The sequence below is a fragment of the Paenibacillus sp. FSL H7-0716 genome (genome assembly GCF_038002705.1).
GTDB lineage: Bacteria > Bacillota > Bacilli > Paenibacillales > Paenibacillaceae > Paenibacillus_AQ > Paenibacillus_AQ odorifer.
Genome location: NZ_JBBODA010000023.1, coordinates 45880 through 69841 on the forward strand (window position 1 = coordinate 45880; position 23962 = coordinate 69841).

Below are 23962 nucleotides of genomic sequence, written 5' to 3' on the forward strand. Positions count from 1 at the left end.
AACTTTTTCAACTTGATCCTTGAAAACTGGATACCGAAACGAATTTGCGTTTTAGAACATCTTTTAGCAACTTGTGCAAACAAGTAAATGTTATTAGTGAGATTTTTCTTCGGAAGAATCAAGGTTAAGCTAATAAGAGCACACGGAGGATGCCTAGGCGCCAGGAGCCGACGAAGGACGTGGCGAACAACGAAACTGCCTCGGGGAGCTGTAAGCAAGCTTTGATCCGGGGGTGTCCGAATGGGGAAACCCAGCTGTGGTAATTCGCAGTTACTCATTTCTGAATACATAGGAAATGTAGAGGCAGACCAGGGGAACTGAAACATCTAAGTACCCTGAGGAAGAGAAAACAATAGTGATTCCGTCAGTAGCGGCGAGCGAACGCGGAACAGCCTAAACCTAAGAGCTTGCTCTTAGGGGTTGTGGGACGTCTCACATGGAGTTACAAAGGAATATGGTAGGTGAAGAGGTCTGGAAAGGCCCGCGATAGAGGTAAAAGCCCTGTAACCTAAACTGTATTCTCTCCGAGACGGATCCCGAGTAGTGCGGGGCACGTGAAACCCCGTATGAATCCAGCAGGACCATCTGCTAAGGCTAAATACTACCTGGCGACCGATAGTGAAACAGTACCGTGAGGGAAAGGTGAAAAGCACCCCGGAAGGGGAGTGAAATAGAACCTGAAACCGTGTGCTTACAAAAAGTCAGAGCCCGATCTATGGGTGATGGCGTGCCTTTTGTAGAATGAACCGGCGAGTTACGTTTAACATGCAAGGTTAAGCCGAGAAGGTGGAGCCGCAGCGAAAGCGAGTCTGAATAGGGCGACTTAGTATGTGGACGTAGACCCGAAACCGTGTGATCTACCCCTGTCCAGGGTGAAGGTGCGGTAACACGCACTGGAGGCCCGAACCCACGTACGTTGAAAAGTGCGGGGATGAGGTGGGGGTAGCGGAGAAATTCCAATCGAACTCGGAGATAGCTGGTTCTCCCCGAAATAGCTTTAGGGCTAGCCTCGGTATAAGAGTAGTGGAGGTAGAGCACTGATTGGGTGCGGGGTCCGCAAGGATTACCAAGCTCAGTCAAACTCCGAATGCCATATACTTATTGCCGGGAGTCAGACAGTGAGTGCTAAGATCCATTGTCAAAAGGGAAACAGCCCAGACCATCAGCTAAGGTCCCCAAGTGTGTGTTAAGTGGGAAAGGATGTGGAGTTGCACAGACAACCAGGATGTTGGCTTAGAAGCAGCCACCATTGAAAGAGTGCGTAATAGCTCACTGGTCGAGTGACTCTGCGCCGAAAATGTAACGGGGCTAAACACACCACCGAAGCTATGGCTAGATACGTATGTATCTGGGGTAGGGGAGCGTTGTGTAGGGGTTGAAGGTGTACTGAAAAGAGCGCTGGACACTACACAAGTGAGAATGCCGGTATGAGTAACGAAAAGATCAGTGAGAATCTGATCCGCCGAAAGCCCAAGGTTTCCTGAGGAAGGCTCGTCCGCTCAGGGTAAGTCGGGACCTAAGGCGAGGCCGAAAGGCGTAGTCGAAGGACAACAGTTTGAAATTACTGTACCACCGTAATCCGCTATGAGCGATGGGGTGACGCAGGAGGGTAGTGACGCGGACTGATGGATGTCCGTCTAAGCAGTGAGGCTGATGTGTAGGCAAATCCGCACATCATTAAGGCTGGGCTGTGATGGGGAGCGAAAATTGTAGTAGCGAAGGTCATGATCTCACACTGCCAAGAAAAGCCTCTAGCCAGGAGAAGGTGCCCGTACCGCAAACCGACACAGGTAGGCGAGAAGAGAATTCTAAGGCGCGCGGAAGAACTCTCGTTAAGGAACTCGGCAAAATGACCCCGTAACTTCGGGAGAAGGGGTGCCCCGGTAGTGTGAATAGCACGAGGGGGCCGCAGTGAAAAGGCCCAAGCGACTGTTTAGCAAAAACACAGGTCTGTGCGAAGCCGCAAGGCGAAGTATACGGGCTGACGCCTGCCCGGTGCTGGAAGGTTAAGGGGAGTGGTTAGGGGTAACCCGAAGCTATGAACCGAAGCCCCAGTAAACGGCGGCCGTAACTATAACGGTCCTAAGGTAGCGAAATTCCTTGTCAGGTAAATTCTGACCCGCACGAATGGCGTAACGACTTGGGCGCTGTCTCAACGAGAGATCCGGTGAAATTTTAATACCTGTGAAGATGCAGGTTACCCGCGACAAGACGGAAAGACCCCATGGAGCTTTACTGCAGCTTGATATTGAATTTGGGTACGATCTGTACAGGATAGGTGGGAGCCGTAGAAATCGGAGCGCAAGCTTCGGTGGAGGCGCCGTTGGGATACCACCCTGATCGTATCTAGGTTCTAACCTAGTGCCCTAATCGGGTACGGGGACCGTGTCAGGCGGGCAGTTTGACTGGGGCGGTCGCCTCCTAAAGAGTAACGGAGGCGTTCCAAGGTTCCCTCAGAATGGTTGGAAATCATTCGCAGAGTGCAAAGGCATAAGGGAGCTTGACTGCGAGACCTACAAGTCGAGCAGGGACGAAAGTCGGACTTAGTGATCCGGTGGTACCGCATGGAAGGGCCATCGCTCAACGGATAAAAGCTACCCTGGGGATAACAGGCTTATCTCCCCCAAGAGTCCACATCGACGGGGAGGTTTGGCACCTCGATGTCGGCTCATCGCATCCTGGGGCTGAAGTAGGTCCCAAGGGTTGGGCTGTTCGCCCATTAAAGCGGTACGCGAGCTGGGTTCAGAACGTCGTGAGACAGTTCGGTCCCTATCTGTCGTGGGCGCAGGAAATTTGAGAGGAGCTGTCCTTAGTACGAGAGGACCGGGATGGACGTACCGCTGGTGCACCAGTTGTTCCGCCAGGAGCATGGCTGGGTAGCTACGTACGGACGGGATAAGCGCTGAAAGCATCTAAGCGTGAAGCCCCCCTCAAGATGAGATTTCCCAATTAGTAAGACCCCTTGAAGACGACGAGGTAGATAGGTTGGAGGTGGAAGTGCAGCAATGCATGGAGCTGACCAATACTAATCGGTCGAGGGCTTATCCTATACTTAGAATGCAGATTTGTTTCGGATTCAGTTTTCAGGGAGTCAAATTCCTGTTTGGATTGCTGTGGTACTGATATCGTTTGGAGAGATACCCAAGTGGCTATAAGGGGACCCTCTGCTAAGGGGTTAGACTGCGTAAGCGGTGCGTGGGTTCGAATCCCACTCTCTCCGCCATTTTCAATCCATAGCAATACTAATTATTGTGGCGGTGTAGCTCAGCTGGCTAGAGCGTACGGTTCATACCCGTGAGGTCGGGGGTTCGATCCCCTTCGCCGCTACCATAATACCTGGAGGCTTAGCTCAGCTGGGAGAGCATCTGCCTTACAAGCAGAGGGTCGGGGGTTCGATCCCCTCAGCCTCCACCATTTTCATCTTTTTAGAATTGCTTTTACACCGTGCCGGTGTAGCTCAACTGGTAGAGCAACTGACTTGTAATCAGTAGGTTGGGGGTTCAAGTCCTCTCGCCGGCACCATTTTTATTTAATGCGGAACCGTGGTGTAGTTGGCCTAACATGCCTGCCTGTCACGCAGGAGACCGCGGGTTCGAATCCCGTCGGTTCCGCCATTTTTTCCACAAAATGAGTGGGAAGTGTAAGACTTTTCCGCTTAATTGTCATGTAATCTTATGGCTCGGTAGCTCAGTCGGTAGAGCAGAGGACTGAAAATCCTCGTGTCGGCGGTTCGATTCCGTCCCGAGCCACCTTTTTTGGGGGATTAGCGAAGTGGCCAAACGCATCAGACTGTAAATCTGCTCACGTACGTGTTCGGTGGTTCGAATCCATCATCCCCCACCATTTATGAGCCATTAGCTCAGTTGGTAGAGCACCTGACTTTTAATCAGGGTGTCGAAGGTTCGAGTCCTTCATGGCTCATCCCAAACAGAAAGTCATCACCTTAGGGTGGTGGCTTTTTTTGTGTTTTTATGTCGTATTATAGTAGCGCGCTGCTGTAGTGATTAACATAATATTAGAGAATATGCTAAAATAGGCGAAAAGAGCAAAAGTGGTGGAGTATGGTGACTATGGATAGCGAAACATTGCGGAAAAAGTTAGAGCAGCTCACCGGAAAGAAAACCGGAATCAAGCAGTTAGGGAGGCAACATTCAGCTTCTCTTTTTAGCCTGGGATTGGAAGCACAAGAACAGCCGGTAATCCATGAGGGTCATCTTTGGGCACCATTATATGAGACTGATGGACGTGTAACCGCTGTCTGGGTGGAATTGGATGGACTTAACTCTTTGGAAATACAATTAGTGAATTATGCGGTTCGAAACTTTGCAATTGCACTAAAAGCTACTGGGGTTAGAGAAGAAGGGGAAGCGGAGGCTCGGCAGCTGGGTACCTGGTTGAACACCGAACTGGAGCAAGAGAAAAATGACTCTGAGATACCCGATGAGATGGCTCTAAAGGGACGTTTATTCGGAGATATGGTTCCATTCCTACTTAGCAGTGAGAATGCACATAGCCCGCAGATCACTTATCGTTCCTTAATGAAGCTGTTGCGCAGCTATTTTGAGAATGAAATTCTGCTTATACCTCTTCAAGAAAAAGAATGGTTAATATTGGCCCGGAAGGAATTACTCACGGGCGGAGATGATAAGGATGAGGAAGAAGAGAGCGTAGATGAAATTCTGGCTCAGACAAGCATGGGCTTACACGAACTGATAGCCAGCGAATGGGTAGGTGTATTCCATTTGGCTGTAGCTCCGGCTATCGTTCCTGTTAAGGGATTGACGGGATCCGTGGCCTTGTTGAGAGAGACTATTGTACTCGGACGAATTTTCCAAGTGGGTGAATATATTCATTTACCTTGGGAGCTGCATTTGGAACGTTTGGTTAACAGCATTCCTGATGCACGGCGTAAACAGTTACTTGGACAGATTGGCGACTATTCTTCCGTATTATCAGATAAAGAAATGCTGATGACTCTGGAGACGTTTTTTGAGATGGATTGTAATGTAAGTGAAACAGCCAAGAAGCTATATATTCATCGCAACACGCTTTTATACCGTCTGGACAAGATAAAGCAGGAGACGGGTGCCGATGTGCGTAGCTTTGGGGACGCTGCTATTGTGAAGCTTACTATGCTTTTGTATAAAGTGACGAAAAGGAAATAGGTTTTTTGTGAACGTTACAAATAGCCACCGTGTCCCGTCTAGGGTAATATAAATGTACAAGGAAAAAAGAATTTTTCAATTAATCAATAATTAACTCGAGGGGGAAATACAATGGCAGGCGTACGTTTAGAGCATATTTTCAAAAAATACCCGGGTTCAGATAAAGCAACAGTAATGGATATCAATCTTGATATTAAAGATAAGGAATTTCTAGTATTGGTTGGACCATCCGGTTGCGGTAAATCCACAACTTTGCGTATGATCGCTGGTCTGGAAGAAATCTCCGAAGGTAAAATGTACATTGGCGATCGTGTAGTCAACGACGTTGCACCTAAAGACCGCGATATCGCGATGGTATTCCAATCCTACGCACTGTATCCGCATATGAGCGTATACCAAAACATGGCTTTCGGTTTGAAACTTCGTAAAGTGAAGAAAGATGAAATCGACAAGAAAGTACGTGAAGCTGCTAGAATTCTCGATATCGAGCATTTGCTAGATCGTAAACCAAAAGCACTTTCCGGTGGTCAACGCCAACGTGTCGCTTTGGGACGCGCTATCGTACGTGATCCACAAGTCTTCTTGATGGATGAGCCTCTTTCCAACTTGGATGCTAAACTTCGTGGTCAAATGCGCGCTGAAATCACTAAACTGGTTAAACGCCTTGAAACCACTTGTATCTACGTAACGCATGACCAAACAGAAGCTATGACAATGGGTGACCGTATCGTAGTTATGTATGATGGTATCATTCAACAAGCTGCTTCCCCTGAAGAGTTGTACAATGAACCAACTAACCTGTTCGTAGCTGGATTTATCGGATCCCCTACAATGAACTTTATCAATGGTACTTTGTCCGAAGCAAACGGTTCTGTCCGTTTCCGTGCTGAGAACCTTGATGTTGAAGTACCAGGCGGAAAGGCTCAAATCATCCGCAGCAAAGGCTACATTGGCAAAGAAGTAATTATGGGCGTTCGTCCAGAAGATATCCATGAAGAGCCAGTATTCTTGGAAGCTTCCCCGAACACAATCTTTACTTCATTGGTTGATGTAACTGAAAACCTTGGTCACGAAATGCTCCTTTACTTGAGCGGCCTTGGTAAATCTACTGTAATCGCTCGTGTAGATGGACGTTCCACTACTCGCGAAGGCAGCAAGCCAAAATTGGCTATCGATATGAACAAAGTTCACTTCTTCGATAAAGAATCCGAAGTAAACATTCTGTTGGGATAAGATCACAGGATCTTTTCTCTCTTGATAAAGCCACCCGAAAGGGTGGCTTTATTGTTTAATTAGGGTCGTAATGGATAGGCGTTAAGATTGCATTCACAAGCGTTATCAATTAAGATAGCAGGAGAATTACCTCCGGAATTGTAATGAGATCGCTGTCAACCGGACGCAGTAAGCGGACATATACCGCAGGTGACGAAAGGACGAATTTACATGGCTAAGAAAGTAAAAGTATCTGAATTGGTACAACATTTTCAATTAGAGGTTATTTCCGGCCAGGAAGGTCTAAAGCGACCTATTACGGTCGATGACCTGAATCGCCCTGGACTAGAGATTGCTGGTTATTTCGAATATTATCCGGAAGAACGTGTTCAACTATTAGGTAAGACAGAACTCGCATTCTTCTCCATGCTGCCTGAAGCTGAACGTAAAAGTAGGCTTCGTGGAATCTGTAATGACAATACCCCTTGTATCGTAATTACCCGTAGTTTGGATGTGCCACAGGAGTTAATTGATATAAGTAATGAAAAGGGACTTCCTGTGCTGCGTAGCTCGATGGCTACGACTATTTTCTCCAGCCGTTTGACGAGCTTCTTAGAAGGGAGATTAGCCCCTACAGCAACGATTCATGGTGTACTCTGTGATGTATATGGTGTAGGTATGCTGATTACTGGTAGTAGTGGTATTGGTAAGAGTGAGACAGCCCTTGAACTTGTAAAACGTGGACATAGACTGATCGCTGATGATGCCGTGGAAATCCGCCAGACTTCAGATAACCAGCTGCATGGTACAGCCCCTGAGTTGATCCGTCACTTGTTGGAAATTCGCGGAGTAGGTATCATCAACGTAATGACACTTTTTGGTGCGGGTGCTATCCGTAATCATAAACGGATTACACTTGTCGTTAGATTAGAGGCTTGGCAGCAAGACAAGCAGTATGACCGGCTTGGACTTGATGAGGAAACGACGCGGATTATTGATACCGATGTTCCACTTGTAACCATTCCTGTACGTCCAGGACGTAACCTTGCCGTTATTATTGAGGTTGCTGCGATGAACTATCGCCTGAAGCAAATGGGCTTTAATGCAGCCCTGCAGTTTACGAATAAGTTAACTGCGACCATATCTGAGGATATGGACGATCTCGATTAGGAGTGTGAGACAATGTTCCCATTAGCAATAGATCCTATTGTATTCTCAATTGGATCACTGCCTGTACACTGGTACGGGTTAATACTAGGGGTCGGTGCACTCGCGGGATTATTTCTTGCGATCCGCGAGGGCAAACGGTTCGGAATCCCGCAAGAATTCTTTATGGATATGCTGCTACTGGGTGTACCCTCGGCAATTATAGGGGCACGGATTTATTTTGTAGCTTTTAAATGGGACGATTATAAGCATAATCTGATAGACGTCTTTAAGATCTGGAATGGCGGTATCGCCATTTACGGCGCATTAATAGGAGCGATTATTTGCGGAATTATTTATTTCCGTTATAAGGGTTACCCTTTCTGGCGTATTGTTGATATTTGCGCACCTGGACTACTGGCGGGTCAAATGATTGGCCGCTGGGGAAACTTTGTCAACCAAGAGGCATACGGCAGCGTAGTTGAGGAATCTTTTTTACGGGATAAACTGCATTTACCTGACTTCATCGTTAATCAAATGTACATAGGGGATGCTTTTCATCATCCGACTTTCCTGTATGAATCTCTATGGAGCTTACTAGGGATTGCGTTATTGATGATTCTCCGTCGTCAGAAGTTTGTACGCGCTGGAGAAATCTTCATGTCTTACTTTATATGGTATTCCATCGGTCGGTTCTTCATCGAGGCTGTGCGTACTGACAGTTTAGCCTTTAACGGAAGTGCAGGACTGGCTTCGTTTATAAATGGCTTATGGAGTCCGATGGAATGGTTAGGTTTTGAACAAGGATATCTGGATCCTGCCTATGGTAATATTCGTATTTCTCAGCTGCTTTCTCTACTGATTATTGTGGCAGCTATATTATTAATCGTTATTCGCAGAGTAACCGGAGAGCCTAAAGCACATTATTCTGACCCTATCGTATGTACTAAACCGATCCAAGCAGATACTGTAGTGCCAGAAAGCGCAGTAAATACACCGCAGAAAACTCGTCAAGGAACACAACCTGAGCAAGGACAGCCAGCGGATGGAGATAAGAAGGAGCAGTAAAACTTATGATAGAATGCGTTCTTTTTGATCTGGATGGAACGATTGTCGATACGAATGAGCTAATCATTAGCTCATTTATGTACGCGCTGAAGGACAATGGTCTGGCTCCACTGACCAGAGAAGAGATAATTCCGCATATGGGAACAACCCTTCAGCAACAGATGAGAGTATTCTCTGGACTAGAGGATGTAAATGGTACGTTAGAAAAGTCCTATCGTTCTTATAATAATGAGCATCATGATGAGTTAGTGCGTTCTTTCCCGCTTGTAAAGGAGACCATTGAGGAGCTCTCGCGTCGTGGGATCAAACTTGGGATTGTAACTACTAAGATCCGTCCAACAACGATCAAGACCCTGGAAAGGTTCGATTTGCTTAAGTACATGGATACGATTGTGACTGTGAACGATGTTACTGAACCAAAGCCACATCCGGAGCCCGTTCTGACAGCGGTCAAAAACCTTGGCGTTGATCCTCGCAAAACCTTAATGATAGGTGACAGTGCAGTTGATATTCAATCAGCCAAAGCTGCCGGTGTATACGCTGCTGGAGTATCTTGGTCTTTGAAGGGCGAGGATACGCTCCGCAAGTATGATCCGGACTTTATCATCCATAACATGAAGGATATTATAGAAATTATGGAGCGAGGAACGAATGAATCGTGAGAAACGTAACCCGTTATCCAGTAGAAGGTCATAACTCACTTTGGTATATTTACCGTACGGTCAGTCCTTGGAAGGGTGTCCGCAACTTTATTTTTATTCAGATTGCCCGCTATTGTCCGATTCTACCGTTAAAGAATTGGATCTATCGACGGATGTTGGGGATGAAGGTTGGTAAACACACGGCTTTTGGTCTTATGGCAATGGTGGATGTGTTTTTTCCGGAGAAAATAACGGTAGGTGAGAATTCTATTATTGGTTATAACACGACGATTCTGGCGCATGAGTATCTGATCAAGGAATATCGCCTGGGCGAAGTGGTGATCGGTGAAAATGTATTGATCGGCGCGAATACAACGATTCTTCCCGGTGTAACCATTGGAGATTGGGCAGTTATAGCTGCTGGCTCTGTGGTGCACAAAAATGTGGCAGCTGGCTCTTTTGTCGGAGGCAATCCACTGCGAGAGCTGCGCCCCTCTTCAACGGAAGAACATGCGGAACAAGTGTAAACGATGCTTTTTTAACCCTGCAGTTACATATTGCGTTTTTTTAGCGCAGGTTCTGCAGGGTTTCTTGCGTCTTAGAGAAGATTATTAAGGAAACTTTAAGTTCTTCTTAAGTTTTTAGAACAGATACATTCGATATAATTAGCGTTAGTGATAAGGCGAATCCCACGCTAGGCGTTCAGCTTCAAATATCAGAATGTAAAATCAGCAGGTGCAGGCTTCCTGGTATTTTCAGTTTCCACATTCCGCTTAGCGTCTCTATGAACAACCATCATAGTAGAGAAGAGGAATATAATATGAACACTGCGAGACAGGAAAGGCTGCCCCAGCTGGATATTTTCAGAGCATTAGCGATCTTAGGCGTATTGCATGTGCATTCCTCATCTTTTGCCGCTGGAGAGCAGGCACTGCATTCGCCTTATTATTACTGGCTGAACTGGATCAACATTTTCTTTAAATTCGGTACGCCCTCATTTATTTTTCTGAGCAGCTTCGTATTGTTTTATAATTATTATGGGCGTCCTGTGACCCGCAGCTTGATTATTAATTTCTACCGTCGTCGATTAAAGTATATTTTATTACCTTATCTGCTAGCCTCTATGGGCTATTACGCACTAACCTTATATGTGAACGGACGATTGACCCAGAACCTCGGTGGCAACCTGTACAGCTTTATTAGAGCGTTATTCTCAGGTTCCGCATATGCGCATTTGTATTTTGTATTTATCAGCATTCAGTTTTATTTGCTTTTTCCAGTACTGCTTAAGCTACTCCAGAGTTCCCGCTTTTTAATAAAATGGGCGATTCCACTCGGATTGGCACTTCAGTGGGGGTTTATTTTCTGGAATAAATACGAACTGCACATTGTTGAAAAAGGGAGCTTGGCGATCTCTTATCTGGCTTATTATATGATGGGTGCTTATATCGCAATTCACTTTGAGAAGGTGAAGACGTGGCTGATGAAGCCATGGAGGGAGCTAACTGCCAAGCAAAAAGGATGGACTGCCCTGTTAGTGAGCGGGTGGTTAATTGCAGCCTTTATCCATGTGCAGCTATGGTATGTGGCCCGCCATTTTGGGGTGTGGACGGATTCGCTGTGGTACGAGCTATTATGGAATGTCCATACGATGTTATCTGCATTGGTTCTGTTGTATGCTACATTTCTGATCTATCGTAAGGCTCCTCGCGGGATTGTTGCTTTTTTAACTCGTTTGGGTGAACTCTCCTTTGCGATATATTTGATTCATCCGCTATTGCTGGCAGTATATCGCAGGTTCCGATATCAGATTCCCCTAGAGTCGCTAACATATGTTTTGTTCATCTACGGAGGGCTTGTGGTCGCACTGGGAGGGAGCTGGCTTATTGTGCAGTTTGCTTTCCGGCGAGTTCCGGGATCATGGATTATCTTTGGAAGCGTGCCTCGCTCTTTGGAGTCCAGTCCGCAGGAAAAGTCAGGTTATATCCCTGAGGAACGGGCAAAGGGATTCGTGCAGCAGGAGAAATAACGTTAAAAGAAGGTCTCATACACGCACACGCTTGAACGTGGGAAGGTAGCCTTCATAATACTTGATTAAAAAGGCATCACTTCGATGCGGAGCTTAACAGGAGGAAAGATTATGAAACAAAAAGAAAGAATTCCGCAGCTGGATATTTTTCGGGCGATTGCTATTTTTGCAGTGCTGGCTATTCATGCTACTTCACGAACGTTGGCGGAGACACTAGGCACAAACATGTTTCATCCGTTCTTATTTATTAATAAATTCAGCCAGTTCGCCGTACCTTCATTCATATTTTTGAGTGGGTTCGTGCTCTTCTATAACTATATTGACCGTCCGCTGGGTGGCAAAACGCTAGGAAAGTTCTACTCTAGAAGGCTGCTTTATATTATTGTGCCTTATGTAGTATTTTCACTGCTGTATTTTGCGTTAAAAATGAATGCCGGGAATACTTGGGGCTTACCTCCGGGGGAGATGGCTTCTAAGCTATGGAAGTATTTATGGACAGGAACGGCATATACGCATCTGTATTATATTATTATCATTATTCAGTTTTACGTGTTATTTCCGCTTATTTTGTGGTGTTTGCAAAAGGTTCGTCATCTGGCGGCTTGGGCGCCGCTGATCGGGTTATTACTACAGTGGGGTTTTGTGCTGCTGAATAAATACATGACCAATCATGGGTATTGGCAGTTATCCAAGGGGAGTCTGGCGATCACTTATTTCTCGTATTTCCTGCTGGGTGCTGGGATTGCGGTGTATTATTCTTCTTTGAAAAAATGGCTAGTGCCTTCACGTGAAGGCTGGCGCGCCGGTAAAGGTCCGGTTTGGATTACGTTGTGGTTGTTATGGATTGTAGCAGGGGTTGTTCATGTTGAGCTATGGTTTAACAACTACACGAAAAAAACTGTCATCAACAGCTTATGGTATGAGGGTTTCTCTAATCTACATGCGCTGCTCTCTTGTGTGGTGCTGTTGCAAATCTCCTTCTTGCTCTATGGAGCGGGTCGAAGCTTGCTGACAAGACTCTTGGTATCCGTGGGAGCATGCTCCTTCGGGATTTATCTATTACACCCTATGCTGCTGTATTTCTATAGAAAATTACCGTTTCACGGGGGCTCTCTTGCGTACATCGCAGCGATTGTTGGAGGATGGCTTGTTGCGCTGCTGGTTTCATGGCTGGCAGTGGCTCTCGTCTTCCGGTATGTGCCTGCTTCTTGGATTATTTTCGGATCAGGCGCACAAAAGAAAGCAAAAACAGGTTCCAAAAGCGCATAGTCTACTGCTAGGTAATATAAAAGCGCCGGTCTTCCGTATATGCGGGTTGACCGGCGCTTTTTATTTTGTGTCTATTCTCCAGCTTGTTCCCGCTGAAACTCCGCAATAGCTTGATACTGGCTTTCAAGACTACGGTAGACGGAAATATAAATCGGCAGCAGCTGCTTGTACACTTTGGTATGTTCATCAATCGGATCATGCTGGTAAGTTGAACCGATCATGTCGAATACAACCTCGAAGGAGTCCACACGGCCCGTAGCGTAAAGACCAAGCACTACTGCTCCGAGGCAGGAGCTTTCGATACTCTCCGGAATGATGACCTCTTGATCAAAAATATCAGACATCATCTGCCGCCAGACTGAGGAGCGGGCGAAGCCGCCTGTGGCCAGAATTTTGCTAGGACGCCCGATTTGCTCTTCCATAGCCAGCAGAACCATATACATATTGAAAATTACGCCTTCTAGTACCGAGCGAATCATATGCTCCTTATGGTGATTCATAGAAAGGCCGAAGAAGGAGCCACGAGCATCAGGATTCCACAGCGGTGCACGTTCACCAGTTAAGTAAGGATGGAACAGAAGACCACCGCTACCTGCCGGAACTTGTTCCGCGATGCGCGTTAGAACCTCGTAAGGGTCAATGCCAAGACGTTTGGCGGTTTCGACTTCAGAAGCAGCGAACTCATCCCGTACCCAGCGGAACAGCATACCGCCGTTATTAACGGGCCCTCCGATCACCCAATGTTTTGGGGTTAAGTTATAACAGAAGGTCCGTCCTTTAGGGTCAGTAAGCGGGTGTTCCACTACGGTGCGAATCGCTCCGCTTGTTCCAATCGTAGCAGCCACTACACCGGGTTTAATCGCGCCTACGCCAAGGTTGGACAAGACGCCATCGCTGGCTCCTACGACAAAAGGTGTCGTCGGGAGCAGTAACAGCTCCTCTGCTAGACCGGGAAGCAGGCCTTGCATGATCTCTGTGGTGGGAACAAGCCGTGAGAGTTGATCTGGTGAAATATGGGCTATCTCCAGGGCCTCTTTATCCCACTCCAAAAGTTCAAGGTTGAGCATGCCTGTAGAAGAGGCAATGGAATGATCGATGATGTATTCGCCGAACAGCCGAGCGAATATGTATTCTTTTATAGAAATGAATTTATAGGCTTGTTGGAACAACTCAGGCTGCTCATCCCGAAGCCACATTAGCTTGGTAATCGGTGACATAGGATGAATAGGCGTTCCTGTGCGCAAATACAACTCATGTCCGTTAAACTCGTTCTTCAGGCGAAGTGCAGACCCGGCACTACGGTTGTCAGCCCAAGTGATGCAGGCAGTAAGTGGTTTACCTAGTTGATCAATTGCAATGACACTGTGCATGGCTGAACTGAAAGAGACGAATAGAATCTTATCTGGAGTTACGGCGCTTTGCCGCATGACATTAGAGATGGTATGAAAGACTGCACGTAGGATTTGCTCTGGGTCCTGCTCCGCTATAGAAGGGGAGGGTTGATGCAAGGGATAACCCATATTAGCATGTGCAACTATGGCTCCATTCTCCTCGAAGAGAACTGCCTTTGTACTTGTAGTACCAATATCAACGCCAATCATATAGGATTTAGTCAAGCGTTAGCCCTTCTTTCTAGGTGAAAGTATATTTTTAGAACACCAATTACAAAATTATGAAGTACAATCGTATTAGCTCATTATAGTATTCGATAAGCGGGGAGGCAAAAATAAAGAAAATGCCAAACGCTCGACTAAGGGTTTGATTGACGAAAAAGCAGTGAACATGATACGATATTGAAAATACTTTAATTTGCTACCACTTTACCATAGTAAAGTAAACATAAACAGTATCTAATGATAACTGACGAGGTGAACAATGAAGATGTCCAAACCAAAGGGATTTGAGAAGCCGTCTGGCGTTCGGGACTATCTGCCCCGGGCCGTAACGAAATTGCGCAAAATTGAGAACGATGTACTGCATTGCATGAGTCGCTGGGGATATCGGCAAATGATGACTCCAACGTTGGAATATTACGATACAGTTGGCGTGGCTAGCTCTACGTCAGACCAAAAGCTCTATAAATTACTTAACAATCGTGGTCAGGCTTTGGTGCTTCGATCAGAAATGACTGCCCCGGTTGCCCGTGTTGTTGCCTCTCTATTAAAGGATGAGCCACTGCCATTGCGTCTGTCATATCACGCGAATGTATTCCGTGCCATTGAGGAAGAAGCGGGGCGGGAAGCGGAGTTTTTCCAGACAGGTGTAGAGCTGGTAGGTGATGATTCACCTGAGGCCGATGCGGAGGTAGTGGCGCTTGCTATTTCTTCGCTGCAAGCCGCGGGTGTGAAGTCTTTTAAGATCGCTATGGGGCATGTAGGCTTTCTGAATGGGTTATTTCAAGAGGCACTTCCTGAACTGCCTGAGGCTCAAGAGGAGCTGAAAAGTCATTTGCTGGGCCGAGACTATGTTTCTTTCCGGGAGACTTTACGGCGGCTGGATCTTACAGAAGCGCAGAAGAACGAACTGGATGGGCTGCTGCGTCTACGCGGAGGCAAGGAGATTTGTGGACAGGCGCTAGAGCTGAGCAATCATCCGCTCGCGCGTCATTCGATTGATCATTTGTGCAAGGTGTGGGAGGTGCTGGTCTCTTACGGCGTATCACAGCATGTACTGATTGATCTGACGATGATTGGGGACTTTTCCTATTATACAGGCATGACTTTTGAAGGTTATGCAGCGGAATTAGGATTTCCGGTATGTAGTGGTGGTAGATACGACAATCTGCTGCAACAGTTTGGGCGTCCGATCCCATCGACAGGATTTTCTTTGAAAACCAATCGCATCCTGGATGGTGTAACTGGGGTGGTCGAAGAGGAAGAACTGCCTATTTTGATCCAATATGACGCGATTCGCAGAAAAGAAGGCCTGGAAGAGGCAACACGCCTGCGGTTAGAGGGTCATGCAGTCGTTACTAGACTTGCTGCAGGTCCAGAAGAGCTTGAAACGGTGAAGCGTTTGGATACGGACACGGTCGAAGCAGAGGGTGTACGGTACGGTGAGATCTATACATTCGTATCTTTTGTAAGTGAGCATGGCTGAGGATATCGCTAGTACAAAAAGCGATTAACATAAATTTTGCATGGAGATGGAAAAGGAGGCAACTTAACAATGGCACAGATATTGAAGGTGGCTATGCCAAAAGGCCGGATTTACGAAAAGGCTGCTGAGCTGTTCCGCCAGGCAGGTCTTCCGATTCCACCGGACGGTGAGGCATCACGCAAGCTTGTTATTCCGCTGCCTGAGGCAGGGATGGAGTTTATATTGGCGAAACCAGTAGATGTACCTACATATGTAGAATATGGTGTGGCGGATATTGGGATCGTGGGCAAGGATGTTTTGCTGGAGGAAGATCGTGATGTATACGAGCTGCTTGATCTTGGCATTGCCCGCTGCCGGATGTCGATCATCGGATTGCCGAACTGGCAGCCGGGAATTCAGCAGCGTGTAGCGACAAAATATCCGAATGTAGCTTCAAGGTATTTTAGGGAACAGGGACAACAGGTCGAGGTCGTGAAGCTGAATGGATCCATCGAGCTTGCGCCACTGATTGGTCTGGCCGATCGTATTGTGGATATGGTAGAGACCGGGCAAACGCTGCGGGACAATGGATTAATCGAAATGAAGAGTATATTCGAAATTACAAGCCGCCTGGTGGCGAATCGTGTGAGCTATCGGATGAAAAATGAAGAGATACAGCAACTGTGTGACCGACTACAGGCAGTTATAGGGCAACCTAATTTGCGGTAGGCGGCAACAGATGTTAGGGGTAAAGGGAGGAACCAGCGATGAAGGTTGTGTCGAGCAAGGACTTTAAGCTAGAGCGGGAAGTGGAGTATGGTACGCCAGAGCAAAATCAGGCGGTAAAGGAAATTGTGGCCGCCATTAAAAAAGAAGGAGACACGGCGCTTCTTCGCTATACGGAGCAATTTGACCGGGTTGCACTTACGCCGAATCAACTGCGGGTAACGCCGGAAGAGCTTCAGGCAGCGTATGGCCGAGTAGAGCAATCTTTCGTATCTGCTATTCAAGCAGCTGCAGCCAATATCCGGGCATTCCATGCCAGACAGAAACGGAATTCATGGATGGACTTGCAGCCGGATGGCACGATTCTGGGGCAGATTATTCGTCCGCTGAAGCGGGTAGGGGTATATGTACCTGGTGGCAAAGCAGCTTATCCCTCTTCGGTGCTGATGAACGTGATCCCAGCACAGATCGCGGGTGTGCCGGAGATTGTCATGGTGACTCCGCCATCCACCGGCGGCAAAGAAGGGATTGACCCTTATATCCTGGTTGCTGCCGCAGAAGCAGGTGTGAATGAAATCTACCGTGTGGGCGGAGCACAGGCGGTAGCTGCTTTGGCTTTTGGTACGGAGAGCATAGCGCCGGTAGATAAAATATGTGGGCCCGGCAACATATACGTTGCGCTGGCTAAACGCGAGGTATATGGCGCCGTGGATATCGACAGTATCGCCGGTCCAAGCGAAATTGTCGTGCTGGCAGATGAGACCGCTGAGCCGGCTTATATCGCAGCGGATCTGCTCTCGCAGGCTGAGCATGACGAGATGGCCTCGGCGATTCTGGTCACGCCATCGCAGAGCCTGGCGGATCGTGTGGCGGCCGAAGTGGAGCGTCAGCTGCAAGAGCTGCCGCGTCAGGCGATCGCCCGTTCTTCCGTAGAGAATTACGGCGCGGTCATTGTTGTGGAATCTATGGAGGAAGGGATCTCCGTAGTGAATAGACTGGCACCAGAGCATCTGGAGATTGTTGTCGAAGATCCTATGGGCCTCGTAGGCAGCATTGAGAATGCTGGAGCCATCTTCCTGGGAGCGTATAGCTCCGAGCCCGTGGGTGATTATTTTGCCGGGCCAAATCATATTATCCCAACCAATGGGACCGCACGTTTCTCATCACCAGTGGATGTGGATGATTTTATTAAAAAATCAAGTCTGATCTATTACAGTAAGGAAGCACTCTTGCGTGATGGGAAGACCATTATAGAGCTGGCACGGCGCGAAGGGTTGGAAGGCCACGCACGAGCCATTGAAATTCGACTCAAGAACGAAGGAAAAGGTGGAGACGGATATGGAGAACAATAACGAACAGGCCCTGCGCCAAGCTGGATTAAGCCGTAAAACAAACGAGACGGATATAAAGTTGTCTCTTAACGTAGATGGAAGTGGAGTTTCAGAGCTGGAGACGGATGTTCCTTTTCTGAATCATATGTTGGATCTGTTCACGAAGCACGGACAATTTGACCTGTCTGTACAGGCGCGAGGAGACATCGAGATTGATGACCACCACACGGTTGAAGACATTGGGATCTGCCTAGGGCAGGCACTGCACGAAGCACTGGGTGATAAAAAAGGAATCAAACGTTATGCGAGTGTTTTTGTACCGATGGATGAGGCGTTGGCGCAGGTTGTGATCGATATCAGCAATCGCCCGCACTTTGAATATCGCGCAACCTATCCTTCACAGCAGGTGGGCAGCTTTTCGACGGAGCTTGTTCAGGAGTTCTTGTGGAAGTTCGCGCTCGAAGCACGGATTACGTTACATGTTATCGTACACTACGGTTCTAACACACACCACATGATTGAGGCTGTATTCAAAGCGCTTGGACGGGCGCTGGATGAGGCAACTTTGATTGATCCACGTGTGAAGGGCGTGCCTTCTACGAAGGGAGTGCTGTAGGATGACTGTTGCAATCGTCGATTATGGCATGGGCAACCTGCACAGTGTGAGTAAGGCGGTAGAACGTCTCGGTTATGAGTGTGTAGTGACGGGTGATGCCGAGCAAATTCTCGCTGCTGATAGTGTCATTCTGCCAGGTGTCGGTGCATTTGGCGATGCGATGGGGCATTTGCGGGAGAATGGTTTGGATCTTGTCGTCAAAGAGGTAGCCGCTGGAGAGCAGCCTCTGCTTGGGATCTGTCTTGGCATGCAGCTGTTGTTTAGCACCGGCGAAGAGCATGGCAGCCATGTGGGGCTAGATATTCTCTCGGGCTCAGTGGTGCGGTTCGCTCCTAGAGATGGCTATAAGGTGCCGCATATGGGGTGGAACAAGCTCAGCTTTAGACAGCCGGAGAATCCGCTTTTTGTTGGCCTTGAGGAGGGGCATGTGTATTTTGTCCACTCTTATCACGCGCTTGTAGCAAAAGAGAGTGATCTGCTGGCCGTCACAGATTATGGTTACCCAGTTACAGCTATTGTCGGGCAAGATAATGTGTTTGGTATGCAGTTCCATCCGGAAAAAAGCGGAGAGCTGGGAATCAAGCTGTTGGGTAATTTTTTGAAGATTAAGAGAGAGCGGGCGTAAGCCACGCTATAAATATAATGTAACGAAAGTGGGGAGCGCCAAATGTCTTCTTTTATTGTATATCCGGCGATTGATATCCGGGATGGAAAATGCGTCAGGCTGCAGCAGGGGGATTACAATCAGGAAACGATATACAATGATAGTCCACTAGAGGTGGCAAAATCATGGGAAGAGCAAGGTGGAAAGTTCATTCATTTGGTGGACTTAGATGGTGCGAAGGCGGGTCATCCTGTGAACGATGCGATTATCGGTGCTATTGCTGCTAATGCTAACGTTCCTGTGCAGGTGGGCGGCGGTCTTCGTAATCTTGCGGACGTAGAGAAATTGCTCGGACTTGGCGTTAGCCGCGTTATTATCGGTACTGCTGCGATTAATGATCATGCTTTTACCGAAGAAGTATTGGCAAAATACGGCGATAAAGTCGCGATCGGCATTGATGCGCGCAACGGTTATGTTGCGACACACGGCTGGCTGAACACCTCTGAAGTACGTGCTGAAGCTCTTGCCAAGGAATTGGCTGCAAAAGGAGCCGAGACATTCATTTACACCGACATCTCCCGCGACGGGATGATGCAGGGGCCGAACGTGGACGGTATCCTGTCCATGGCGCAGGCCAGCGGTAAAACTGTGATCGCGTCCGGCGGAGTCACCAGTCTTGATGATCTGTTGCGTCTGAACGTGCACAGCGGCAGTGGTGTAGGTGGAGCTATTGTTGGCAAGGCGTTATACACGGGCAATATTGATCTTTCTGGAGCTTTGCGAGCGCTTGGGCAGAAATAGCGTTGGGCGAACGAGCTAATTAATGAGCGGAGGAACAAAAAGACAACAGTTGAGCAAGCCATGAGCAGTGGATAAAAGAAATAGATGTAACAGTAAATGAGTAACTAATAATAATTAAATGAACGCCCAGAGAAGCAAACTAGTAAAAGTTTAAACGAACAAACGAACAAACGAACAAACGAACAAACGAACAAGTAAACCAGCAAATGGGCTTAACAACAAACCAACAAAAGAGCTAAAACAAACCTGCTGACTAATAAAGCAACAAACCCAACCAGCTAATGTGGTTCACTTTGTACAATCAAAACTGGATAAACTCTCCTTTTGCGTGGGTTCTACAGGAAACTATTGCACGAAATGCAACAGAGCTAAAACCCGCTGCACAATCTGCTACAATAGGCGTAATGAGGCGGCGGGAAGGGTATTTTTCCTCGGAAGATGATTTAAGTGTACTTTATACAGCTATTTTTCACATTTAGAGCTGATTAGCTAATTTAGTTGTATTTCGTGCAGCTATAACTCAGAGATGAGTTGATTTATAAGCTCATCCCCAGATTTAGTTGTACGAAATGCAGTTAAAAGAGTACCTTGCAAAAAGGCTGATAAAATAACTGCACGTTGTGCAACTAAATACTCGTGGGCTTGCAGGTGGCGCGAGCCCTTCCGACCCGATGAGGGCCAAAACCGCGGAACTTGAAGGTGTTATGGGTCAAGGAAGCGGCCACGAAGGGGTTAGCGATCATAGCACATGTTCAGCCGTGTGGGCTATGGTTCAGCCGGATGGGTTATGATCCGCCCATGTCAACAATCAAGGTTTCCAGAGGGCAGCGGCCCTTGGGCTCCCCCTGGGCTAAGAGGGCTTTAGGGGGACCGACACACTTTAGGCGCTTGAAACGCTTTTTAAAGAAAGGGGGATTTCATAATGTTAGCAAAACGTATCATCCCCTGTCTTGACGTTAAGGATGGACGGGTAGTCAAAGGCGTTAACTTTGTGAATCTGCGTGATGCTGGAGATCCGGTAGAGCTAGCGGCGCTGTATGACCGCGAGGGTGCAGATGAGCTTGTGTTTCTCGATATATCGGCTTCCGTAGAAGGTAGAGCAACGATGATCGAGGTTGTGCGGCAGACCGCTGGTGAGATTGCCATTCCTTTTACAGTGGGTGGAGGGATCTCTACAACTGATGATATGAAAAGGATTCTTCGTGCAGGCGCAGACAAAATCGGCATTAATACGGCAGCCATCACTAATCCTCAGTTAATTTTGGAGGGGGCTCGCCGATTTGGCTCGCAGTGTATTGTAGTAGCGATAGATGCTAAATATAATGAGGCTTTTGGTGAATGGGAAGTGTACACTCATGGCGGGCGTAAGCCCACTGGCATCCGTGCTCTGGCTTGGGCTAAAGAAGCTGAGAAGCTGGGCGCAGGCGAGATTTTGCTCACTAGCATGGATGCAGATGGCACAAAAGACGGCTTCGACCTGAAGCTAACCTCGGCAGTATGCGATTTGCTCAGTATTCCTGTGATTGCTTCTGGCGGCGCTGGGAAGAAGGAGCATTTTTACGATGTATTTACGGAAGGGAAAGCCGATGCGGGACTTGCGGCGACCATTTTTCACTATAAAGAGATTGCAATTAATGATTTAAAGGCAGATTTGAAGCAAAAAGGGGTAGAAATCCGATGAGCGAAATACAAAACAACACCACATTAAGCCAAAAAGAAGCTCTGGCAGGTATTCGCTGGAATGAAGCGGGTCTGGTGCCTGCCGTTGTTCAGGATGCTAGCAGTTTAGAGGTACTGATGGTTGCTTATATGAACTCCGAATCGTTACAGCTCTCACTGGAGAGTGGTCAGACTTGGTTTTGGAGCCGCTCGCGCAGCGAACTTTGGCATAAAGGCGGTACCTCAGGCAACACACAAGCTATTACCTCCATATCCTATGATTGTGATAGCGACACACTACTCGTGAAGGTTGTGCCTGAAGGACCAGCTTGCCATACTGGAGCTACATCATGCTTTTTCCGTGAGATTCCTTTGAATAACCCAACAACAGATGCCTCGAAACCAGTGTCTAGTCTGACGGATGGCGAGCGCTTTGCTGTTCTTGGTGAGCTGGAGCGTGTGATTGCTGAGCGGGAAGTGGAACGCCCGGAAGGCGCGTATACCACTTATTTGTTTGATAAAGGCGTGGATAAGATCCTCAAAAAGGTAGGCGAGGAAGCCTCCGAGACTATTATTGCCGCCAAAAATAAAGATAACGCCGAGCTGCGTCTTGAGGTCAGTGACCTGATCTATCATCTGTTGGTATTGCTGCAAGAGCGCAAGCTTCCACTGGATGAGATTATGGAAGAGTTGAGTACCCGTCACGAACGCCCACGCCGGGATCAGTACTAAGGGAGGACTGAGTGATGCATATTGATTACCACACGCATCATGAACGCTGTGGCCATGCCGTGGGTAAGCTTGAGGAGTATGTACAGCGCGGGATAGAGCTTGGACTTCAGCAGCTGGGGTTATCCGACCATTTGCCGCTCATCCACGTAGATCCCGCCAGCTATTATCCTGAAATGGCTATGCCAATGGCTGAGCTGCCTCGTTATGTGGAGGAGTGTCTGACCCTAAAGGAGCGTTACCGTGGAGTCATAGATCTGCGGGTGGGGCTGGAAGCCGATTATATCGAAGGCTACGAAGAGCAAATCCGCGAGGTTTTGTCACCGTATCCATGGGATTATCTTATAGGTTCTGTGCATTTTCTTGGGGAGTGGGATATTACGGATCACCGCCAGGTTCATGGTTGGGAAGGCAAAGATGCGCTAGAGGTATATCGTCTTTATTACGATGCGGTAAAGAAGTCGGCGTTATCGGGATTATATGATATTATAGGACATATGGATGTTATTAAACGGTTCGGTTATGGTCCACAAACACCGGAGGGCAAGGCTGAGGTGAAGGCGCTGGAGCTAGAGACCTTAAAGGTTATAGCGGATAGCGGAATCGCCATGGAGCTGAATGCTTCCGGACTTACGAAGCCTTGCGCTGAGATGTTCCCGGCGGAGCACCTGCTACAGGAGGCCCTAAAGCTCGGCATACCGCTGACATTAGGCTCCGATGCACATGATCCTGCCAAGTTGGGGGATGGGCTGCAAGAGGCGCGCAGTATGCTTTGGCAGACAGGTTTTCGTGAGCTGGCTGTATTTGAGGGACGCCGCCGTACCACTGTTCAGTTCAAACTATAATAATTTATAATCCGCAGGAGGGTATTATGCATCATCAACAATTACGTATTTTTTCCGGTTCGTCGAATCCAAAGTTAGCGGCTGATATTGCGGAGCGACTTGGTGTTGAATTGGGGCAGATAAAGCTGACCCGCTTCATGAGCGGCGAGATTTACGTGCATTACGAAGAAAGCATCCGGAACTGCGACGTATTTTTGGTGCAATCCCTTTCGCATCCCATTAATGAGATGTTCGTGGAGCTGCTGGTGATGATAGATGCTGCCAAACGGGCTTCAGCTCGTACAGTGAACATTATTGTGCCGTATTATGGATATGCTCGGCAGGAGCGGAAGTCCGCACCTCGTGAGCCGATTTCGGCTAAGATGGTGGCTGATGTGCTGACGACCGCTGGAGCAACCCGCGTAATCACCATCGATTTGCACGCAGCGGCGATTCAAGGCTTTTTCAACATTCCGGTCGATCATCTGACTGCACTCGATTTGATCAGCAGCCATTTGAAAGCCAAGGCAATGTCTGATCTGGTCATTGTTTCCCCGGATGCAGGGCGTGCGTCTATGGCTGAGAAGCTGGCGAATAAGCTGGATTCACCTTTTGCCATTATGATCAAGAAGCGCCCAGCCCATAATGAATCGGTAATCACTCATGTCATTGGTGATGTCGAGGGGCGGACACCTATCATTATTGAGGATCTGATCGATACTGGGACGACTATTGTGAATGTGGTAGAAGGCCTGAAGGAGAGAGGTGCGAAGGACAGTATTGTCTGCGCGACACACGGATTGTTCTCAGGGCCCGCGCTACAGCGGCTGGACCATCCTTCTATTCAGGAAGTGGTTACCACAGATTCTATTGCACTGCCTGATGACCATTCAAGTCGGTTTACGGTATTATCTGTTGCACCGATGCTTGCCCAGGCTACGCACATCATCCTTGAGGGTGGTTCAATCGATAAGCTATTTAGAGACGCGGGAATTTAATTCCCCGTCTTTTTTATTTTTTGTCAAAAAAGATGTTGTAAGCAGAGTGGTAGAGTCTTTCTCAAC

Annotated in this window: 19 protein-coding genes, 8 tRNA genes and 1 rRNA gene; 27 read left to right on the forward strand and 1 reads right to left on the reverse strand. The window is 47.8% G+C overall.

Features of this window, described 5'->3' with window-relative positions; all coding sequences use genetic code 11:
• The first annotated feature begins 122 nt into the window (after positions 1 to 122).
• The 17 genes from MHH60_RS23885 to MHH60_RS23965 all read left to right on the forward strand — a co-directional run bounded on the left by MHH60_RS23885 (position 123) and on the right by MHH60_RS23965 (position 12530).
• Positions 123 to 3049: ribosomal RNA gene (locus MHH60_RS23885) — 23S ribosomal RNA — on the forward strand.
• A gap of 82 nt (positions 3050 to 3131) precedes the next feature.
• Positions 3132 to 3223, forward strand: a tRNA-Ser gene (locus tag MHH60_RS23890).
• Between the two features lie 30 nt (positions 3224 to 3253).
• Positions 3254 to 3330, forward strand: a tRNA-Met gene (locus tag MHH60_RS23895).
• A gap of 8 nt (positions 3331 to 3338) precedes the next feature.
• Positions 3339 to 3414, forward strand: a tRNA-Val gene (locus tag MHH60_RS23900).
• A 32-nt stretch (positions 3415 to 3446) separates the two neighbouring features.
• A tRNA-Thr gene (locus MHH60_RS23905) sits at positions 3447 to 3522 on the forward strand.
• 14 nt (positions 3523 to 3536) lie between these two features.
• Positions 3537 to 3614 (forward strand) — tRNA-Asp (locus tag MHH60_RS23910).
• 62 nt (positions 3615 to 3676) lie between these two features.
• Positions 3677 to 3749: transfer RNA gene (locus MHH60_RS23915), tRNA-Phe, on the forward strand.
• 8 nt (positions 3750 to 3757) lie between these two features.
• A tRNA-Tyr gene (locus MHH60_RS23920) sits at positions 3758 to 3843 on the forward strand.
• A gap of 5 nt (positions 3844 to 3848) precedes the next feature.
• Positions 3849 to 3921, forward strand: a tRNA-Lys gene (locus MHH60_RS23925).
• 149 nt (positions 3922 to 4070) lie between these two features.
• Positions 4071 to 5165, forward strand: coding sequence for a PucR family transcriptional regulator (locus tag MHH60_RS23930; protein WP_036687042.1), 1095 nt, complete (start codon positions 4071 to 4073; stop codon positions 5163 to 5165).
• Positions 5166 to 5276: 111 nt separating this feature from the next.
• A complete protein-coding gene (locus MHH60_RS23935) occupies positions 5277 to 6398 on the forward strand; it encodes an ABC transporter ATP-binding protein (protein WP_036687044.1) in 1122 nt (373 codons plus the stop codon).
• 210 nt (positions 6399 to 6608) lie between these two features.
• Positions 6609 to 7547 (forward strand): HPr(Ser) kinase/phosphatase, encoded by a 939-nt coding sequence (gene hprK, locus MHH60_RS23940; protein WP_036687047.1) that lies wholly within the window; start codon positions 6609 to 6611, stop codon positions 7545 to 7547.
• Between the two features lie 12 nt (positions 7548 to 7559).
• Positions 7560 to 8591 (forward strand): prolipoprotein diacylglyceryl transferase, encoded by a 1032-nt coding sequence (gene lgt / locus MHH60_RS23945; protein WP_076135250.1) that lies wholly within the window; start codon positions 7560 to 7562, stop codon positions 8589 to 8591.
• A 5-nt stretch (positions 8592 to 8596) separates the two neighbouring features.
• A complete protein-coding gene (gene ppaX, locus MHH60_RS23950; RefSeq protein ID WP_076135252.1) occupies positions 8597 to 9253 on the forward strand; it encodes a pyrophosphatase PpaX in 657 nt (218 codons plus the stop codon).
• Positions 9250 to 9759: an acyltransferase gene (locus MHH60_RS23955; protein WP_170914218.1), complete on the forward strand. Its 510-nt coding sequence runs from the start codon at positions 9250 to 9252 to the stop codon at positions 9757 to 9759. The genes ppaX and MHH60_RS23955 overlap by 4 nt, the downstream gene beginning before the upstream one ends.
• A 293-nt stretch (positions 9760 to 10052) precedes the next feature.
• Positions 10053 to 11261, forward strand: a complete 1209-nt coding sequence (locus MHH60_RS23960; RefSeq protein WP_076135254.1) for an acyltransferase — start codon at positions 10053 to 10055, stop codon at positions 11259 to 11261.
• 111 nt (positions 11262 to 11372) lie between these two features.
• Entirely contained in the window at positions 11373 to 12530 is a 1158-nt protein-coding gene (locus tag MHH60_RS23965; RefSeq protein WP_076135256.1) for an acyltransferase, read from the forward strand.
• Between the two features lie 71 nt (positions 12531 to 12601).
• On the opposite strand, the gene gntK is transcribed toward MHH60_RS23965, so the two are convergent.
• Positions 12602 to 14131 (reverse strand): gluconokinase, encoded by a 1530-nt coding sequence (gntK, locus tag MHH60_RS23970; protein WP_076135434.1) that lies wholly within the window; start codon positions 14129 to 14131, stop codon positions 12602 to 12604.
• Between the two features lie 280 nt (positions 14132 to 14411).
• Between gntK and MHH60_RS23975 the strand changes: the two genes are divergently transcribed.
• From MHH60_RS23975 to MHH60_RS24020, 10 genes are all read left to right on the forward strand, one after another.
• Positions 14412 to 15629 (forward strand): ATP phosphoribosyltransferase regulatory subunit, encoded by a 1218-nt coding sequence (locus tag MHH60_RS23975; protein ID WP_076135436.1) that lies wholly within the window; start codon positions 14412 to 14414, stop codon positions 15627 to 15629.
• A gap of 69 nt (positions 15630 to 15698) precedes the next feature.
• Complete coding sequence (gene hisG / locus MHH60_RS23980) at positions 15699 to 16337, forward strand: ATP phosphoribosyltransferase (protein ID WP_036687062.1); 639 nt, start codon at positions 15699 to 15701, stop codon at positions 16335 to 16337.
• Between the two features lie 38 nt (positions 16338 to 16375).
• The gene (gene hisD / locus MHH60_RS23985; RefSeq protein WP_076135258.1) at positions 16376 to 17686 is read left to right on the forward strand and encodes a histidinol dehydrogenase; all 1311 of its coding nucleotides are present in this window, start codon (positions 16376 to 16378) and stop codon (positions 17684 to 17686) included.
• Positions 17673 to 18281, forward strand: coding sequence for an imidazoleglycerol-phosphate dehydratase HisB (gene hisB, locus MHH60_RS23990; protein ID WP_036687073.1), 609 nt, complete (start codon positions 17673 to 17675; stop codon positions 18279 to 18281). Before hisD ends, hisB begins: the two co-directional genes overlap by 14 nt.
• Before the next feature lies 1 nt (position 18282).
• The gene (gene hisH, locus MHH60_RS23995) at positions 18283 to 18906 is read left to right on the forward strand and encodes an imidazole glycerol phosphate synthase subunit HisH (RefSeq protein WP_076135260.1); all 624 of its coding nucleotides are present in this window, start codon (positions 18283 to 18285) and stop codon (positions 18904 to 18906) included.
• A 42-nt stretch (positions 18907 to 18948) separates the two neighbouring features.
• Positions 18949 to 19686 (forward strand): 1-(5-phosphoribosyl)-5-[(5-phosphoribosylamino)methylideneamino]imidazole-4-carboxamide isomerase, encoded by a 738-nt coding sequence (gene hisA, locus MHH60_RS24000; protein ID WP_076135262.1) that lies wholly within the window; start codon positions 18949 to 18951, stop codon positions 19684 to 19686.
• Between the two features lie 922 nt (positions 19687 to 20608).
• Complete coding sequence (gene hisF, locus MHH60_RS24005) at positions 20609 to 21367, forward strand: imidazole glycerol phosphate synthase subunit HisF (RefSeq protein ID WP_076101059.1); 759 nt, start codon at positions 20609 to 20611, stop codon at positions 21365 to 21367.
• Positions 21364 to 22077 (forward strand): bifunctional phosphoribosyl-AMP cyclohydrolase/phosphoribosyl-ATP diphosphatase HisIE, encoded by a 714-nt coding sequence (gene hisIE / locus MHH60_RS24010; RefSeq protein WP_076135264.1) that lies wholly within the window; start codon positions 21364 to 21366, stop codon positions 22075 to 22077. The genes hisF and hisIE overlap by 4 nt, the downstream gene beginning before the upstream one ends.
• A 14-nt stretch (positions 22078 to 22091) precedes the next feature.
• Positions 22092 to 22919 carry a histidinol-phosphatase HisJ gene (gene hisJ, locus MHH60_RS24015; protein WP_076135266.1) on the forward strand — a complete coding sequence of 276 codons (828 nt, stop codon included), beginning with the start codon at positions 22092 to 22094 and terminating at the stop codon, positions 22917 to 22919.
• Between the two features lie 26 nt (positions 22920 to 22945).
• Positions 22946 to 23896: a ribose-phosphate diphosphokinase gene (locus MHH60_RS24020; protein WP_036687083.1), complete on the forward strand. Its 951-nt coding sequence runs from the start codon at positions 22946 to 22948 to the stop codon at positions 23894 to 23896.
• Positions 23897 to 23962 lie beyond the last annotated feature (66 nt).